This window comes from Streptomyces sp. NPDC056231 (assembly GCF_048270745.1).
Taxonomy (GTDB): Bacteria; Actinomycetota; Actinomycetes; order Streptomycetales; family Streptomycetaceae; genus Streptomyces.
In genome coordinates this window covers 1-17,380 of record NZ_JBLVKW010000070.1, presented here as the reverse complement: position 1 = coordinate 17,380, position 17,380 = coordinate 1, and the positions used below count along the sequence as shown (strand labels likewise).

The 17,380-nt window shown below is 70.5% G+C and carries 12 protein-coding genes; 9 read left to right on the top strand and 3 right to left on the bottom strand.

The genetic code is table 11. From position 1 onward, the window contains the following. Nucleotides 1-53: 53 nt before the first annotated feature. From ACNPQM_RS34630 to ACNPQM_RS34610, 5 genes are all read left to right on the top strand, one after another. Nucleotides 54-2,273, top strand: a complete 2,220-nt coding sequence (locus tag ACNPQM_RS34630) for an MMPL family transporter (protein WP_418087080.1) — start codon at nucleotides 54-56, stop codon at nucleotides 2,271-2,273. Between the two features lie 21 nt (nucleotides 2,274-2,294). After that, nucleotides 2,295-2,849, top strand: a complete 555-nt coding sequence (locus tag ACNPQM_RS34625; protein WP_358862615.1) for a GNAT family N-acetyltransferase — start codon at nucleotides 2,295-2,297, stop codon at nucleotides 2,847-2,849. A 152-nt stretch (nucleotides 2,850-3,001) separates the two neighbouring features. Further along, nucleotides 3,002-3,670, top strand: a complete 669-nt coding sequence (locus ACNPQM_RS34620) for a hypothetical protein (RefSeq protein WP_418087079.1) — start codon at nucleotides 3,002-3,004, stop codon at nucleotides 3,668-3,670. A gap of 326 nt (nucleotides 3,671-3,996) precedes the next feature. Next, nucleotides 3,997-4,170 carry a hypothetical protein gene (locus ACNPQM_RS34615; protein ID WP_418087078.1) on the top strand — a complete coding sequence of 58 codons (174 nt, stop codon included), beginning with the start codon at nucleotides 3,997-3,999 and terminating at the stop codon, nucleotides 4,168-4,170. A gap of 58 nt (nucleotides 4,171-4,228) precedes the next feature. Continuing rightward, the gene (locus ACNPQM_RS34610; RefSeq protein WP_418087092.1) at nucleotides 4,229-7,351 is read left to right on the top strand and encodes a helix-turn-helix transcriptional regulator; all 3,123 of its coding nucleotides are present in this window, start codon (nucleotides 4,229-4,231) and stop codon (nucleotides 7,349-7,351) included. A gap of 310 nt (nucleotides 7,352-7,661) precedes the next feature. Here ACNPQM_RS34610 and ACNPQM_RS34605 read toward each other — a convergent pair whose 3' ends face one another. The 3 genes from ACNPQM_RS34605 to ACNPQM_RS34595 all read right to left on the bottom strand — a co-directional run bounded on the left by ACNPQM_RS34605 (nucleotide 7,662) and on the right by ACNPQM_RS34595 (nucleotide 10,445). Next, nucleotides 7,662-7,832 (bottom strand): DUF6191 domain-containing protein, encoded by a 171-nt coding sequence (locus tag ACNPQM_RS34605; RefSeq protein WP_418087091.1) that lies wholly within the window; start codon nucleotides 7,830-7,832, stop codon nucleotides 7,662-7,664. Between the two features lie 118 nt (nucleotides 7,833-7,950). Next, on the bottom strand, nucleotides 7,951-9,096 hold the full coding sequence (locus tag ACNPQM_RS34600; RefSeq protein ID WP_418087090.1) for a PQQ-dependent sugar dehydrogenase: 1,146 nt from the start codon (nucleotides 9,094-9,096) through the stop codon (nucleotides 7,951-7,953). A 356-nt stretch (nucleotides 9,097-9,452) separates the two neighbouring features. Continuing rightward, nucleotides 9,453-10,445: an aldo/keto reductase gene (locus ACNPQM_RS34595; RefSeq protein WP_418087077.1), complete on the bottom strand. Its 993-nt coding sequence runs from the start codon at nucleotides 10,443-10,445 to the stop codon at nucleotides 9,453-9,455. Between the two features lie 118 nt (nucleotides 10,446-10,563). Between ACNPQM_RS34595 and ACNPQM_RS34590 the strand changes: the two genes are divergently transcribed. The 4 genes from ACNPQM_RS34590 to ilvN all read left to right on the top strand — a co-directional run bounded on the left by ACNPQM_RS34590 (nucleotide 10,564) and on the right by ilvN (nucleotide 17,250). After that, entirely contained in the window at nucleotides 10,564-11,514 is a 951-nt protein-coding gene (locus ACNPQM_RS34590) for a 2-hydroxyacid dehydrogenase (protein WP_418087076.1), read from the top strand. Nucleotides 11,515-11,799: 285 nt separating this feature from the next. Beyond that, complete coding sequence (locus tag ACNPQM_RS34585) at nucleotides 11,800-14,637, top strand: putative bifunctional diguanylate cyclase/phosphodiesterase (protein ID WP_418087075.1); 2,838 nt, start codon at nucleotides 11,800-11,802, stop codon at nucleotides 14,635-14,637. Nucleotides 14,638-14,843: 206 nt separating this feature from the next. Continuing rightward, on the top strand, nucleotides 14,844-16,700 hold the full coding sequence (locus tag ACNPQM_RS34580; protein WP_418087074.1) for an acetolactate synthase large subunit: 1,857 nt from the start codon (nucleotides 14,844-14,846) through the stop codon (nucleotides 16,698-16,700). A 22-nt stretch (nucleotides 16,701-16,722) separates the two neighbouring features. Beyond that, a complete protein-coding gene (ilvN, locus tag ACNPQM_RS34575) occupies nucleotides 16,723-17,250 on the top strand; it encodes an acetolactate synthase small subunit (RefSeq protein WP_266981212.1) in 528 nt (175 codons plus the stop codon). Nucleotides 17,251-17,380 lie beyond the last annotated feature (130 nt).

Sequence of the window (17,380 nt, the reverse complement as noted above, 5' to 3'; positions counted from 1 at the left end):
CTGTTCATCAGATCTCCCGAAAAAGATCCACGAACCACCAGGGAGCACGTCCGTTGGCTGCCATCGCCCGCTGGTGCACAAGGCACCGTCTCCTCGTCGTCCTCATCTGGCTGCTCACCCTCGGCGGCGCGGCCACTGCGGCGGGGTTCGCGGGCTCCGCCTACTCCAACAACTACGACGTGCCCGGCACCGAGTCGGGGCGGGCGGCCGACCTGCTCAAGAGCGGGTTCACGCACCTCGGCGGCGACACCGACACCGTCGTCTGGCACACCACCGACTCCACCGTCCGGGCCGCCGACGTCCGGCAGACGATGACCCGGACCCTTCACGCGATCGAGCAACTGCCCGGCGTCGGCGGCGTAACCGGGCCCTACGGAGCCTCCGGCGCGGGGCAGATCAGCGCGGACGGACACACCGCCTACGCCACGATCACCTTCGACCACCAGGCGGACGACATCCCGGTGCAGCAGGCCCGGTCCGTCGTCGACACCGCGAAGGCGGCCGCCGGCAACGGACTCCAGGTGGAGCTGGGCGGCTCCGCCGTCGCCCTCACCGAGGCACCGTCCGCCCATCTCAGCGAGGCCATCGGAGTGGTCGTCGCCGCGGTCGTCCTCTTCCTCGCCTTCGGCTCGCTCGCCGCCAGCCTGCTGCCCATCGCCACCGCCCTCGTCTCGGTCGGAACGGCGTACGCGGCCATCGTGCTGCTCGGGCACCTGATGACGGTCGCCGACTTCGCCCCCATGCTCGGCATGCTGATCGGGCTCGGCGTCGGCATCGACTACGCGCTGTTCATCGTCACCCGGCACCGCACAGGACTGCGGCGCGGCATGACGGTCGCCGAGGCGGCGCAGAACGCCGTTGCGACGACCGGGCGCGCCGTCGTCTTCGCGGGGGCCACCGTCTGCATCGCCCTGCTCGGCATGCTCATCCTGCGGCTCGGTTTCCTCAACGGCGTCGCGATCGCCGCCTCGCTCACCGTGGTGCTGACCGTGGCCGCCTCGGTGACCCTGCTGCCCGCGCTGCTCTCCTTCATCGGTATGCGGGCGCTGAACCGGCGCGAGCGCAAGCAGCTCGCCGAGCACGGGCCGCGGCCCGAGCTGCCCACCGGTTTCGCCGCGCGCTGGGCGGCGTTCGTCGAACGCCACCCCAAACTGCTCGGCGCGGTCGCCGCTGTGGTGATGCTCGTCCTCGCTCTGCCCATGCTCGCGCTCCATCTCGGCAGCTCCGACCAGGGCAACAACGCCGCCTCGTCCACCACCAGGCGGGCATACGACCTGCTGGCCGATGGATTCGGGCCCGGCGTCAACGGCCCGCTGACCATCGCCGCGCAGCTCGACGGGGCCGACGACCGGCTCGCGATGGACGGTCTGCCCGCCACGCTCCGGGCCACCGACGGTGTCGCCTCGGTCGGCCCCGTCACGTACAACAGCAGCGGCGACGCGGCCTTCGTCACCGTCGTCCCGGCCTCGTCGCCGCAGTCGCGGGAGACAAGCGCGCTCGTCGACCGGCTGCGCACGGACGTCCTGCCGCACACCGAGGAGAACACCTCACTGCACGCGTACGTGGGCGGTGTGACGGCCGGCTACGACGACTTCGCCCAGGTCATCATCGGCAGACTGCCGCTCTTCGTCGGCGCGGTCATCGGGCTCGGCTGTCTGCTCCTGCTGCTGGCGTTCCGGTCGATCGCGATCCCGCTGAAGGCGGCCGCCATGAATGTGGCCGCCGTCGCCTCCTCCTTCGGCGTCGTCGTCGCGATCTTCCAGTGGGGATGGGGGAGCGAACTGCTGGGGCTGGGCAGTGCCGGGCCGATCGAACCCTTCCTCCCGGTCATCATGGTCTCCGTGCTCTTCGGCCTCTCCATGGACTACCAGGTGTTCCTCGTCGGCCGGATGTACGAGGAGTGGCTTGAGACCGGCGACAACCGGCGGGCGGTCCGGATCGGCCTTGCCGAGACCGGCCGGGTGATCAACTCCGCCGCGGTGATCATGATCTCCGTCTTCCTCGCCTTCGTCCTCAGCGGAGACCGGGTCATCGCGATGTTCGGCATCGCACTCGCCGCCGCGGTCGCCCTGGACGCCTTCGTCCTGCGCACCCTGCTGGTTCCGGCCCTGATGCACATGCTGGGCGGCGCCAACTGGTGGCTGCCGCGCCGGCTGGACCAATGGCTGCCGCGCATCAGCATCGAGCCGCCCGACTGCCGGGCCCCGCGTGCGAAAATTCATTCGGCGCGCAGCAGCGAGGACGACGAACCGGCCGCGCAGCGCGTCCACTGACTCGGCAGTTGGAGGAGCACGATGTTCGCGGTATCCCTGGGTGACGACGGTGCGGAACTGCGCCCGCTGGAAGTCTGGCAGGCGGAGGAGTTCCTCGCGCATATCGACCGGGCCCGCGAGCTCGTCGACCCGTGGATCCCGTTCGCGACCTTCGCCACCGATCTCGAATCGGCGCGTGCCCTGCTGCAGCGGTACGCCGACAAGCAGGCGGCCGACACGGGCCGGCTGTACGGCATCTGGCTGGACGGCACGCTCGTCGGCGGCGTCCTCTTCCGGATCTTCGACACCGAGTCCGGGAACTGTGAGGTCGGCTGCTGGCTGGAGTCCGCGGGAGAGGGGCGCGGTCTGGTCACCCGGGCGGTGCGCAAGCTGATCGACTGGGCGGTCGAGGAGCGCGGGATGCACCGCGTGGAGTGGGTGGCGTCCTCCGCCAACACCCGCAGTGTCGCGGTCGCGAAGCGGCTCGGCATGACGCGCGACGGGGTGCTCCGCGAGAGCTACCCGTACCGGGGGACACGGCACGACTCGGAGATCTGGTCCGTGCTGGCACCCGAGTGGCGTGCTCAGCGGGGCTGAGACGGGACCGCTGCCCGGTGCGGGTCCGCTCCGGGCCGGGGCGGTACCGCAACGGCCGCGGGCGTTGGAGGAGCTCACACCATGAGAGCCGGGCGCCCATTCTGTGAGCTCCTCTCAGAGCGTTCTCATCCAGGCCGCCTAGCGTGCGGCGCATGAACCCCACGACGTCCAAGACCACCGAAGCCCCTGCCACCGAGGAGCCCGAAGCCCCGGACGCGACGTCCACGACCCTTGTGAAGGGCGCGTCGGACGCTTCCGATGTGTCCGACGAGGCGGAGGGTGAGGCCGAGGGCGGACGGGCGCCGGGCGACGGTCCCGGGCACGGCAGCAGCGCCGATCCGGACTCCGAGCCGGACCTCGACTCCGAGCCGGACCTCGACTTCGAACCGAAGGGCGACGACATCCACCGGGCGCCGTCCGGGCTCGGCGCGGCCGCCGCGGCCGTCGTCGCCGTCGGCCTGGGCGTCGTCGGCCTCACCGGGGCATGGCCGGGCCGGGTCGCCGCCGAGCGGGAGACCCTGCTGGGCCAGATAAAGACCGCCTCCGGTGGCTCCGTGGCCCAGCAGATCTCCGAGATCTACGGCGACGCCTGGCATTCCACCGCCCTTGTCAACGGCCTCTTCGCGTTCCTCGCCCTGCTGGTCGGCGTCTTCGCCCTGGTCCGCCCGGCCTTCGGCGCACCTGCCAGGGACCCGCAGCCCGGCTGGGTCCGCGCCGTGGCGACCGCCGGAATCGCACTCGGTGTCCTCGGCGTACTGATCTCCGTCGGCATGTACTTCGACCTCATCGTTGCCCTGCCGACCGCGGGCGCCGCCGGCTGAGACAGGTGACCGGGCCGCAGCTGGGGCGGGTGACCGGGCCCGGCCGGAGACGGCCGATCGAGCGTGTGTGCCAGACGCCGCCCGGCAGGCGGGACTTTCGAAACACTAAGGCATCTGCCCGGGGGGCTTGGGCTCGGATGCGGCACCCGCCGCCTGCGCCTAAGGACCCCCGCCCCGCAGAGATGCGGAAGTCGCCCGATGCGGCGACACCCCCTGGAAGAGGAAAGTGGAAGCACGGCAGAGAACGAGCCCGGCAGAACCGGGACCGTCGCACCAACTGCCCCTCCACCAGGCCCCACCGGGCCGTCGACATCCAGGAGAACCACATGTACGCGTACAGCCTCCACAAGATCAGGGAAGCCGAACTCCTGCACCGGGCCGAGCACGAGCGCATCCTTCGGCAGGTCCGCCAGGACCGCCGCGCCGCTCGCCGATCCGGACACAAGGAGGACGAGGGGGCGGTGAGTTCGCTACGGAGCAGGTTCGTCCACGCCGCGTAACGGGCGAGAGATGACCACCGAATTCCCTCCCGCCGTCGCGGTGTCGCACCCATGTGCGATGCTCGGCGGCGTGGAGACCAGGTCTGTCAGTCCCGTGTTCGTCGGTCGCGCAGGCGAACTCACCTTGCTCACCGATGCGCTCGTCCGCGCAACCGGCGGACACCCCGACGGCGCCGGGGAGCCGCAGGCGCTGCTCATCGGTGGCGAGGCCGGCGTCGGCAAGACGCGGCTGGTCGAGGAGTTCCTGATCGCGGCCGGCCGCCGCGAGGCAGTCGTCGCCGTCGGCGGCTGCGTGGAGATCGGCGCCGACGGGCTGCCGTACGCCCCGTTCTCCACGGCCCTGCGCGCCCTGCGCCGCACCCTGCCCGACGAGATGGCCGCTGCCTGCGCCGGACAGGAAGGCGAACTGGCCCGGCTCCTCCCCGAACTCGGCGAGGCCGACCGGGACGCCACCGACGAGCACGGCACCGCCCGACTCTTCGAGCTCACCGCCCGTCTGCTGGAACGCATCTCCGCGGACCGGCCCGTCGTCTTCGTCCTGGAGGACCTGCACTGGGCCGACGCCTCCACCCGTCACCTCCTCGCCTATCTCTTCCGCACGCTGCGCAGCGGCCGCCTCGTCGTCATCGGTACCTACCGGGCCGATGACATCCACCGCCGCCACCCCCTGCGCCCCCTCCTCGCCGAACTGGACCGTCTCCGCACCGTCCGCCGCATCGAACTCGCCCGGTTCAGCCACGCCGAGGTTCGCCGTCAGCTCACCGGCATTCTCGCGGCCACCCCCGAGCCCGCCCTCGTGGACGAGATCTTCGAACGCTCCGACGGCAACGCCTTCTTCGTCGAAGAGCTCGCCTGCAGCCTGGAGTGCGGCGACAGTGCCGGACTCTCCGACTCGCTCCGCGACCTCCTCCTCGTCCGCGTCGAAGCGCTGTCCGAGGACGCCCAGAAGATCGCCCGGATCATCGCCGAAGGCGGCTCCACCGTCGAGTACGAACTGCTGGCCGCGGTCTGCGGACTGGCCGAGGACGAACTCATCGAGGCGCTGCGCGGAGCCGTCGGCGCCAACCTGCTGCTCACCACGGGGGAGGGCAACGGCTACCGCTTCCGGCACTCGCTGGTCCGCGAAGCCGTCAGCGACGACCTGCTGCCCGGCGAACGCTCCCGCCTCAACCGCCGCTATGCCGAGGCGCTGGAGGCCGACCCCACGCTCGTCCGCACGGGCGAACGCGCCACGCGCCTGGCCAGCTACTGGTACGGCGCCCACGATCCGGCCAAGGCCCTTCCCGCCGTACTGAAGGCCTCCGTCGAGGCCCGCCGCCGCTACGCCTTCACCGAGCAACTCCGGCTGCTGGAACGCGCGATGGAACTGTGGGACGACGTCCCCGACGAGATACGCCGCACCCTGCGCCCCATCGACTACGCAGAGGTCTACCCGGCCTGTGGCTGTGACCCCGAGACCACCCCGCTCCGCTATCTCGACCTGATGGCCGAAGCCACCGTTGCCGCCCGTTTCGGCGGCGAACGCGAACGCGCCCTCGCCATCTCCAAGAAGGCCATACGGGTCCTGGACGGCGACCCCGACCCGCTTCGGGCCGCCTGGTTCTGGGTGCAGCGCTCCCGGCTGATGCAGGACCTCGCCCGGGGCGACGGCTGGCAGGAACTGGCCATCGCCCAGGATCTGGTCCGTGGCCTGCCCCCGTCCGCCGTTCACGCCGATGTCCTCATGAGCGTGGCCGGATGGGGTGCCATGCACCGCCCCGGCGAGGAGACGCTCGCCGCAGTCGACCGGGCCGTGGAGTACGCGCAGCTCGTCGGCGACGAGTACATCGAACTTCACGCACGGCTCACCCGCGGCTGGCTCACTGCTGATGCGGGCGGTATCGAGGAGGGCATCGCCGAGATGTACGCCGTCCGCGACCGGGCCGATGAACTCCACCTCGTGGGCCTCATGGGCCGCGCCAGCATCAACCTCCCCTCGACGCTCGAAGCCATGGGCCGCTCCCTGGAAGCGGTCGCCGCCGCGGACCACGGCATCGAGGTCTGCCACAGCCACGGTGTTGCCGACATAGAGGCGTGGGTCCGCGCCAACCAGGCGAGGTCGTACTTCTCCCTCGGCCACTGGGACGAGAGCCGGGCGACCACGGATGCGGCGGCCCGCACCGCACAATCCAGCAAGGCGCAGGGCCTCGTGGCCGCGATCCGCACCGAGCTGGCCCTCGCCCGGGGCGACTTCGCGGAGGCCGAGGTCCAGCTCGCGCTGACCCGGCGGAACTTCGGGTCACGCGACCCGCAGCCCCAGTACCTCATCAATCCCGTGCGTCATGCCATGACCCTCGCCGTGCAGCAGGGGCGCCTCCTGGAGGCGCGGGCCGCCTTCGAGGCGCAGGCGGAGCAGGGCTTTCCGCCCGGCACCGAGCGGTACGCGCTGCCGCTCCTGCATACCGCCGCCGCGGCGGAGGCGGACGCCCGCGGGCTGCCCGCCATGGAGCCCGGCCGGCCTGCGGTCCTCGCCCTCATCCGTAAGCACCTGGGGCAGCTGCCCATGTTCGTCCAGGTCTGGGCCGCGTACGGTCTGCTGATCAACGCCGAGCTGGCCCGGGCGGAGGGCGCCGACACCCCCGACCACTGGTCCCGCGCGGCCGGCGCCTTCGCCCCCCTCTCCCGCCCGTACGAACAGGCCCAGGTCCACCACCGCTGGGCGGAGGCCATCCTCGTCGCCTCCGGTGACCGTGCCACGGCTGCCGGTCTCCTGCGCGACGCCCACGGCATCGCCGAACGGCTCGGTGCGCGCCCGCTGACCGAGACCATAGAGCTGCTGGCCGGCCGCGCGCGCATCCCGCTCGCCCCCTCGCCCGACGAGCTTCCGGTCGCCGTCACCGTCCCGGCCCAGGCGGGCTCCATGGGCGGGGCCCCGGAGCGGGAGCACTCCGAGGACCAGCTCCAGGAGGCGGCCGTCGCGGCAGTGGAGTCGTTCGGGCTGACGAGGCGCGAGCAGGACGTGCACCGGCTTGTCGCTGCGGGGCATACGAACCGGCGGATTGCCGAGGAGCTGTACATCTCACCCAAGACCGCGAGCGTGCATGTCTCGAACATCCTTGCCAAGCTCGGCGTCTCCAGCCGCGGCGAGGCTGCGGCCCTGGCGCACCGCCTCCGCCTGTACCCGGGCAACGGGGCGTCTTAGGGCGTGTTTCGAAAGTCCCGCCACGACGCCTGGCACGCACGCTCGCTGCGTTGTCGGGCTCGCCCCGATACGACCGGTATCGGGGCGACCCTCCGCCTTGCGATCGCACGCACCAGACGCCGCCCGGCCCGCCCTACGGCCGGACGACGCTACTTTCGAAACACGCCCTGGCTGGAGGAGCTCACACAATGGGCGCCCGGCTCGCGCTCCCATTTTGTCAGCACCTCTTGGACCGACCGGCATATCGGGGTGAAGAAGCGGGGCCGGTGCGGGGAGCGGGTACCCGGGCCGTCCGGTGACCGTTCCGTCCTCAATCGCTGCACGGGCCTGAGCGGCTTGAGGGGGCCTCCGTGTCTGCTGGGCCCTGACGGGGCGGCGGCGGGGGTGACGGGGTCCCCTCAGGACCGGGGACGCGCACCGTCACCTTTCCCGAGCTCAGGTCCACCGGGCCGCGGGCAGGGTCGCCCGTGCCCAGATCCACCCGGGTCAGCTCCAACCGCTTCTGTTCTTCCGTGGCGTGCTTACGGCTCGGGGCGAAGAGTTCCTCGAAGAAGTTGAACAACGGCTCGCACCCTTTCACCTTCTGTCGCCTGCCGCCGCTACCGCACCTGAAGCACCAGGATTCTGTCGTCTCCCGGCTTCGGGGTGCCGCGGGTGTCCGTGTTGCTGGTGACCAGCCAGAGTCTGTCGCTGCCCGCTGCGAGCACCGTGCGCAGACGGCCGTACTGCCCTTGCAGAAACGACTGCGGGGCCGCCAGAGGTTCCCGGCCCGGGTTGCCGGACAGCGGAATCCTCCAGAGCCGCTCACCGCGCAGGGCCGCCATCCAGATCGAGCCCTGGGCGAAGGCGATCCCGCTCGGGGATGCCTCGGACGGTCTCCACTGGGCCACGGGGTCGACAAAACCCGCCTTGCCCACCTTGCCCTCGTATTTCGGCCAGCCGTAATTCCCGCCGGGCACGATCTGATTCAGCTCGTCCCAGGTGTCCTGCCCGAATTCGGACGCCCACAGCCGTTTCTGCCCGTCCCAGGCGAGACCCTGCACATTGCGGTGCCCGTACGAATACATCAGCGAGCCGGGCACGGGGTTGCCCGGTGCCGGTCTGCCGTCCGGGGTCATCCGCAGGATCTTGCCCGCCAGGGACTTCTTGTCCTGCGAGAGCTCCCTGGTCTGCCCTGTCTCGCCCGTGCCCGCGTACAGCATGCCGTCCGGGCCGAAGGCGATCCGGCCGCCGTTGTGAATGTAGCCCTTCGGGATGCCCCGCAGGATCGTGTGCGGTGCACCCAGCTGCCGGCCGGGAGCCCTGCCGGTCCCGTCGTAGCGCATGCGGGCGATGCGGTTGTCGGACGCGGTCGTGAAGTACGCGTACACCAGATGGTCCGTGCCGAACGCCGGGGAGACCGCGATTCCCAGCAACCCGCCCTCCCCGGCGGGTGACACGCCGGGCACGGTGCCCACTCGCGTCTGCTTACCCGTGCTCCCGTCGATCCGGGTGATCGTTCTCCGGTCGCGGGAGGACACCAGCAGATCGCCGCCCGGCAGCTCCGCCAGCCCCCATGGAGAAGCGAGCCCCTTCGTCAGCGTCGACGCCACCTTCACCGAGCCCTTTGCTGAGGGTGGAGTGGAGGACGGTGAGGAGGTCACCGTGTCGGGTGTGCCCGTCGAGCGGACCCGCGTGTCTCCCGAGTCGTCGTTCGACGAGCATCCCGCGGACAGCAGCAGCGAGCCCGCAGCCAGCGTGGCCACCGCCACGCGGCGCGCGCCCGGGAGGACGCGCGGGTGTCCCGCAGTGCTTCTCGGCGATTCGAATACAGCAATGCGCACAGCACCGGTCCCTTCGACGGCTGCCTGACTACTGTTCCTACACCGCAGCCCGGCTCCGGGTTCCGCAAGCCCACGAACTTTCTCGGCGGGTGCAGGACCCGCGCACCCCCGCTTTCAGAGCCTGTCGGGTGACCTCCGGCCGGGCGGCCACGCCCTCGCACGCACGCTTCCCGCGTTGTCGTCAGTCACCAACGCTCCGCGTTGACTCCCTCCTCCGCCTTGGAATCGCACGCACCAGACCGCGTCCGCTATCCGATCAGAGGTCACCCGACAGGCTCTCAGTCCCACGACCCCCGTGCCCGCGGCAATCGCGCGATCTCGGCCAGATCCTGTGCTGTCAACTCCAGCCCTGCCGCCGCCGCGTTCTCCACCGCCCACTGCTCCCGCTTCGTGCCCGGCACCGGCACCACATGCGGGCCCTGCCGCAGCACCCAGGCCAGCGCCACCTGGGCCGGAGTCGCCCCGTGCCGCTCGGCGATCCGGCGCAGTCCCACCACCAGCGGCTGGTTCGCCGCCATCATCTCGGCGGTGAACCGCGGATGCCTGGCCCGGAGATCGTCAGGCTCGAAGCCCTGACCCGGCGTCAGCGTGCCCGTCAGATAGCCGTTCCCCAGCGGCATCGCAGCCAGCAGGCCCACACCCCGCGCCTCGCACCATGGCAGCAGCGCGTCCAGCGCCTCCGGCGACCACACCGAGAGCTCCGCCTGGACTGCGCTCACCGGAAAGACCTGCTGCACCCGCTCCAGCTGCCGGATCGTTCCGTCATGCATCCGTGCCCCCGGCCGGCGCGAGGCCCGTGCCCCGACCGCGCTCAGCCCGAGCGCCCGCACCTTCCCCGCGGTGACCAGTTCCGCCATCGCCCCCCAGGTCTCCTCCACCGGCACCTCGGGGTCGGCCCGGTGCAGGTGGTACAGATCGATCACATCGGTCTGCAGCCGGCGCAGCGACGCGTCACAGGCCCGGCGCACATAGCCGGGACGGCCATTGGCGACGATGTGCTGATCGCCCACCAGCAGCCCGCACTTGGTGGAGACGAACGCCTCGTCCCGGCGCCCCTTCAACGCCCTGCCGATCAGGAGCTCATTGGTGAAGGGGCCGTACATATCGGCCGTGTCGAGCAGGTCGGCACCCGCGTCGAGCGCAGCGTGCACGGCGCGCAACGCACGGTCACCACGCTGCTGCGACGCGGTGTACGCCCAGCTCATAGGCATGCAGCCGAGTCCGACCGCACCCACGGCGAGCGCCGCCGCCCCGAGACTCCTGCGCTCCAACTCCCCGAACCCTCCTTGGTACCCCGCCCGGCGAGGCACTCGGCCCCGCCGTCAGGGGACCGCACCGCACCCAAACGTAACCTCTGCCGCCCGCCGGGCTTCGCATAGCCTCCTGACCATGACTTCTACGAAGACTCCCGACGTATGGCTGCCGATTCCGGCCGACGAGATCGAAGGGCTCCCCAAGGGTCTCAACTACCGGTTCTGGGACGGTGAGCAGGACTTCCCCGCCGATCCCGCGGACTGTGCCTTCTACGTTGTCCCCTACATGAAGGGCATGGAGATCGCGGTCCGACCGCTCGCCGGGATGGGGGCCGTGCAGGTCGTGCAGACGCTCTCCGCGGGCATCGATCATGTCCAGCCAGGGCTCGGCCAGTTGCCCGCCGGGGTGCGGCTGTGCAACGCCAAGGGCGTCCACGAGGCCTCGACGGCGGAGCTCACCCTCGCTCTGATCCTCGCCTCGCTGCGCGGCGTCCCCGGATTCGTCCACGGACAGGACAAGGAGGAGTGGCGTTCCGGCTTTTACCCGGCGCTCGCGGACAAGTCCGTACTGATCGTGGGGTACGGATCGATCGGCGCCGCGATCGAGGACCGGCTCGTGCCCTTCGAGTGTGCGCGGGTGGCGCGCGTCGCGCGCTCCGCACGGACCACTGTGCGCGGCCCCGTACACGCGCTCGCCGACCTGCCCGCACTGCTGCCCGAGGCCGACATCGTCGTCCTGTCCACTCCGCTGAACGCCTCCACACAAGGGCTGGTGGGCGCCGACTTCCTGGCCGCGATGGCGGACGGCGCACTGCTCGTGAACGTCGCGCGCGGTGGTGTCGTGGACACCGAGGCCCTGCTGTCCGCACTCGAGTCCGGCCGACTGCGGGCCGCCCTCGATGTCACCGACCCCGAACCGCTTCCCGCCGGCCATCCCCTCTGGCATGCTCCGAACGTCCTGATCACGCCACATGTGGGAGGCAGCACCTCGGCATTCCTGCCGCGTGCCAAGCGCCTGCTGGCCGGCCAGCTCACCCGGTTCGCAGCAGGGGAGCCGGTGCAGAACGTCGTACTCACCACCGGCTGACCATGCTGCGGATCCGTTCCGCAGCTCACCGTGTCGACAACTCCCCAGACCGTCACGCTGAGTGAAGTGGCTATGTCGCTGCGTGACGAGTCTGGTGTATCGTCCCGGATGGGGGGCTGCGTTGCGGAAGGGGCGGCACCGGGGTGGCAGCGGAAGGCGAGGGGGTCGACGGGCGATGTATGGCCGATGGACGAACGATCCGACGCGACAGAGCGGTCGGCGGCGACCGCCGGGCCGGTCCCCCCGCCGGGCCCGCGCCCATCCGATGACATCAGGGGCACCCCGGTGAGCGCCCCGGCAAGCGCACTCGGGGCGCTCCTCTCCCGGCAACCGACCGCCGGCGGGGCCTCCGGGCTGGTCTCGCAGATCCTCCTCGGCCTGGTCTGCGGTGGTTACGCCGTGGGGGCGGCCCTGGGCTGGGGCTCGTCCGAACTGGCACTCGTCATGGGTGACTTCGGCCTCAGCGGTGCCGCCCTGATCGCGGCTGTCTCCTGCTTCCGCTACGCGCGCGCCGCGGAGAGCCGATTCCGGCCCGCCTGGCTGCTGTTCTCGTTCTCCTCGCTGATGGCTGCCGGGGGCAACGCCGTCTGGGGGTGGTACGAGGTGGTGCTCGGGCTCCCGGTGCCCACCCCGTCCCTCGCCGACGTCTTCTACCTCTGCTTCGCCCCGCCCGCGATCGTCGGACTGCTCGTCCTCGCCAAACGCCCCGCCACCCGGGCCGGCTGGGTCTGCCTCGTACTGGACTCCTGGCTGATCGGCGGATCGCTCCTGACCTCGTCCTGGAGCCTCGCCCTCGCCCACACCGCGCACCTCGCGGACACCGGGGGGACGAGCGTGGCCCGCGTGGCGCTCTCGCTCGCCTATCCGCTGCTCGACATCGTGCTGGTCTCCATGGTCCTCGCCCTGCACTTCCGGCGGTCCAGCGTCAACCGCTCCGCGGTGAACACCGCCATCGCCGCGCTCGCCCTGACCGTCCTGTCGGATGCGCTGTTCACCTCGCCGCTGCTCCGTCAGACCTACCATTCCGGCCAGTTGCTGGACGCCGGCTGGTTCGCCGGATCGCTGCTCCTCGCGTACGCCCCCTGGCGTGCGAACCGGCCATCGGACAACGCTGTCGAACAGCGCCCCGCCGCACGGACCACCAGCCGCCCGATCGCCGGTTCGCTGGCCGCCCTGACGCCGTATCTCGCCGCGGCCGTCTGCACCCTCGGCATCCTCTACAACGTCATCGAGGGTCACAGGGTGGACCGCGTCGTGGTGTTCACCGGGTGCACGGTGGTGCTCGCCCTGGTCGTCCGGCAGGGCATCATGCTCGTCGACAACATCGCCCTCACTCAGGAGCTGGCGCAGAAGGAGAACCACTTCCGCTCCCTGGTCCAGGGCTCCAGCGACGTCATCATGATCGCCGCACCCACCGGAATACTCCGGTACGTCAGCCCCGCCGCCTCCGGGGTGTACGGACGCGAGGCCGACGACCTGATCGGCGCCGAGCTCGCCTCGATCATCCATCCCGAGGACCTGGGGCGCGTGGTCCACGAGGTGCGGCGGTTTCTGGCCGCCCCGCCCAGCGAGGAACCCACCACCCGGATCGAGTGCCGGTTCAGGTCCGGCACCGGTGACTGGCTCAATGTCGAGTCCACCGTCAACCGTCACCAGGGCGGCCTGATCCTCAACAGCCGGGACGTGACCGAACGGGTCAGGCTCCAGGCCCAGCTGCAGCACAACGCCGAGCACGACCCGCTCACCGACCTGCCCAACCGCGCCCTGTTCACCAACCGGGTCCGGCAGGCCCTCGGTGGCCGCCGCTCCGGCGACCCGGGCACCGCGGTGCTCTTCATCGACCTCGACGGCTTCAAGGCGGTCAACGACCGGCTGGGCCATCAGGCGGGCGACGAACTGCTCATCCAGGCAGCCCGCCGCCTCCAGGAGTCCGTACGAGTGGGGGACACCGCCGCCCGCCTCGGCGGCGACGAGTTCGCGGCGCTGATCCTCGGCGACGGCACCCGTGACCAGTCGGCGCGTGAGTACCACGTCCACGAGATCGCCGACCGGTTGCGCCTCACGCTCTCCCAGCCCTACCGGATCGGCGGCGGCGACGTCCGCGTCGCCGCCTCCATCGGCGTCGCCTTCGCCGAGCCCGCCATCACCCCGACCGACCTCATGCGCAACGCCGATCTCGCCATGTACCGGGCCAAGGCGAGCGGCAAGGACCGCGTCGAGCTGTACGCCCCGCAGATGCAGGCCGACGTCGTACGACGCTCGGAACTCGCGGCCCGGCTGCGCACCGCCCTGCGGGACGGCGATTTCGCCCTGCTCCACCAGCCCGTGATCCATCTCGCCACCGGCAATGTCGCCGCCGTTGCCGCACAGGCCCGCTGGCGCTCCGCCCAGGGAATCCTGTTCACCCCCGCCGAGTTCCTCCGTGTTGCCGAGGACAGCGACCGCACCGCTGAGCTCGGCCGCTGGCTCCTCGAGGAGGCCGTCGAGCAGGCCGCGGACCGGGCCAGGGCCGGGCACCACGTCTCCGTGGCCGTCCGGCTCTCCGCCCGCAGACTGCTGGACAAGGCAATGCCGATCGGTTCCGTCGAGGCTCTCCTCACCCGCTACAGCCTGCCGTCAGGGGCACTGATGATCGAGGTCTCCGACAGCGACCCCCGGGTCTCCTTCGACGAGCTCGAGCAGCGCCTCGTCGCGCTGCGCCGGCTCGGCGTACGGATCGCGCTCGACGGCTTCGGCAGCGGTTACGCCGCGATCAACGCGTTGCGCCGGCTCCCCATCGACGTACTGAAACTGGACCGCGGTCTCGTCGAGGGCGTCGTGGAATCGGCCCGGCTGCACAAGATCACCAGCGGGCTGCTGCGGATCGCCTGCGATCTCGGTCTACAGTCCGTCGCCGACGGTGTCGACGTACCGGAGCAGGTCCTCGCGCTGCGCGCCATGGGCTGTACGCATGGGCAGGGAATGGCCTTCTCGGGGCCATTGGACGAGTACCGGCTGCGCCGCGCACTGGCCCGCGGTGAGTTCCCGGTGCCCGGCGGCCCGGTCGCACAGCCCGTCCTGGCAGGCGGCTCGATCCCACTCCTCAGCGGCTCACATGGTGAGACGCCCGTCCCACCCACTTGACACGTCGGGCGCGTCGGAGAGAGGGTCAATGCCATGCGCACCCGAATTCTCGTACTTGGAAAGCGCGTCGGCTGAAGCAGAGGCCCTCGTTGGCACTCTGCAGACCACTCCGACGCGCTCCCCTCGCTTGCCTCACGGCACGAGGGGTTTTTTGTTGCACAGGTACACCCCAAAACCCCGCAAAAACCCTCAGCTTCGAGAAGAGAATGCCGATGACCGAGCAGGCCACCGGGGCCCACCATCCGCAGCCGCGGGCCCGTAGCGGCGGATCGTCCCCCGCCACCGTTGAGCACGTCACGGGTGCGCAGTCCCTCATCCGGTCTCTTGAGGAGGTGGGGGCCGACACGGTATTCGGCATTCCCGGCGGCGCCATCCTTCCGGCGTACGACCCGATGATGGACTCCACCCGGGTCCGTCATGTGCTGGTCCGCCACGAGCAGGGTGCGGGCCACGCCGCCACCGGCTACGCGCAGGCCACCGGCAAGGTCGGTGTCTGCATGGCCACCTCGGGCCCTGGCGCCACCAACCTGGTCACCCCGATCGCCGACGCGCACATGGACTCCGTCCCGCTGGTCGCGATCACCGGCCAGGTCGCCTCGCAGGCGATCGGTACGGACGCCTTCCAGGAGGCCGACATCTGCGGCATCACGATGCCGGTCACCAAGCACAACTTCCTGGTCACCCGCGCCGAGGACATCCCGCACACGATCGCCGAGGCCTTCCACATCGCCTCCACCGGCCGTCCGGGCCCCGTCCTCGTCGACATCGCCAAGGACGCCCTGCAGGCACAGACCACGTTCAGCTGGCCGCCGACCCAGGACCTGCCCGGCTACCGCCCGGTCACCAAGCCGCACGCCAAGCAGATCCGCGAGGCCGCCCGGCTCATCACCCAGGCCAAGCGCCCCGTGCTGTACGTCGGCGGCGGCGTCATGAAGGCCGGCGCCACCGCCGAACTGAAGGTGCTCGCCGAGCTCACCGGAGCGCCCGTCACCACCACCCTGATGGCGCTCGGTTCGTTCCCCGACAGCCACCCGCTGCACGTGGGAATGCCGGGCATGCACGGTTCGGTCACCGCCGTCACCGCGCTGCAGAAGGCCGACCTGATCGTCGCCCTCGGAGCCCGTTTCGACGACCGCGTCACCGGCAAGCTGGACAGCTTCGCCCCGTACGCAAAGATCGTCCACGCCGACATCGACCCGGCGGAGATCGGCAAGAACCGTGCCGCCGACGTGCCGATCGTCGGTGACGCCCGCGAGGTCATCGCCGACCTCGTCCAGGCGGTCCAGGCCGAGCACACCGACGGTCACGTCGGCGACTACTCCGCCTGGTGGAAGGACCTCGACCGCTGGCGCGAGACCTACCCCGTCGGCTACGACCTGCCGGAGGACGGCAGCCTCTCGCCGCAGCAGGTCATCCAGCGCATCGGCGAGCTGGCCCCCGAGGGCACGATCTTCGCGGCGGGCGTCGGCCAGCACCAGATGTGGGCCTCGCACTTCATCCGGTTCGAGAAGCCCGCCACCTGGCTGAACTCCGGCGGCGCCGGAACGATGGGCTACGCGGTCCCGGCCGCGATGGGCGCGAAGGCCGGCATGCCGGACCGTGCGGTCTGGGCGATCGACGGCGACGGCTGCTTCCAGATGACCAACCAGGAACTGACCACCTGCGCGCTCAACAACATCCCGATCAAGGTCGCGATCATCAACAACGGCGCGCTCGGGATGGTTCGCCAATGGCAGACCCTGTTCTACAACCAGCGGTACTCCAACACCGTGCTGCACTCCGGCGCCGACACCGAGGGCACCCCGGCGAAGGGGACCCGGATCCCGGACTTCGTCAAGCTGTCCGAGGCCATGGGCTGCTACGCGATCCGCTGCGAGGACCCGGCCGACCTCGACAAGGTCATCGCCGAGGCAAACTCCATCAACGACCGCCCCGTCGTGATCGACTTCATCGTCCACGAGGACGCCATGGTCTGGCCCATGGTCGCCGCCGGTACCTCCAACGACGAGGTCATGGCCGCCCGCGGTGTCCGCCCCGACTTCGGCGACAACGAAGACGACTGAGAGACAGAGAGAGACCGACTCCATGTCCAGCAAGCACACGCTCTCCGTCCTGGTCGAGAACAAGCCCGGTGTCCTCGCCCGGATCACGGCCCTGTTCTCCCGCCGCGGCTTCAATATCGACTCACTTGCGGTCGGTACCACCGAGCATCCCGACATCTCCCGCATCACCATCGTCGTGAATGTCGAGGACCTGCCTCTCGAGCAGGTGACCAAGCAGCTCAACAAGCTGGTCAACGTACTGAAGATCGTCGAACTCGAGCCCTCCGCTGCGATCCAGCGTGAGCTCGTCCTGGTGAAGGTCCGCGCCGACAACGAGACCCGCTCCCAGATCGTCGAAATCGTTCAGCTGTTCCGCGCCAAGACCGTGGACGTCTCTCCGGAGGCCGTCACGATCGAGGCGACCGGCGGCGCCGACAAGCTGGAGGCCATGCTCAAGATGCTGGAGCAGTACGGCATCAAGGAGCTCGTCCAGTCCGGCACCATCGCCATAGGGCGCGGCGCGCGCTCGATCACCGACCGTTCCCTGCGCGCCCTCGACCGTACGGCCTAGGGCGTGTTTCGAAAGTCCCGTCTGCCGGGCGGCGTCCGGCACGCACGCTCGCCGCGTTGTCGGGCTCGCCCCGATACGACCGGTATCGGGGCGGCCCTCCGCCTTGCGATCGCACGCACCGGACGCCGCC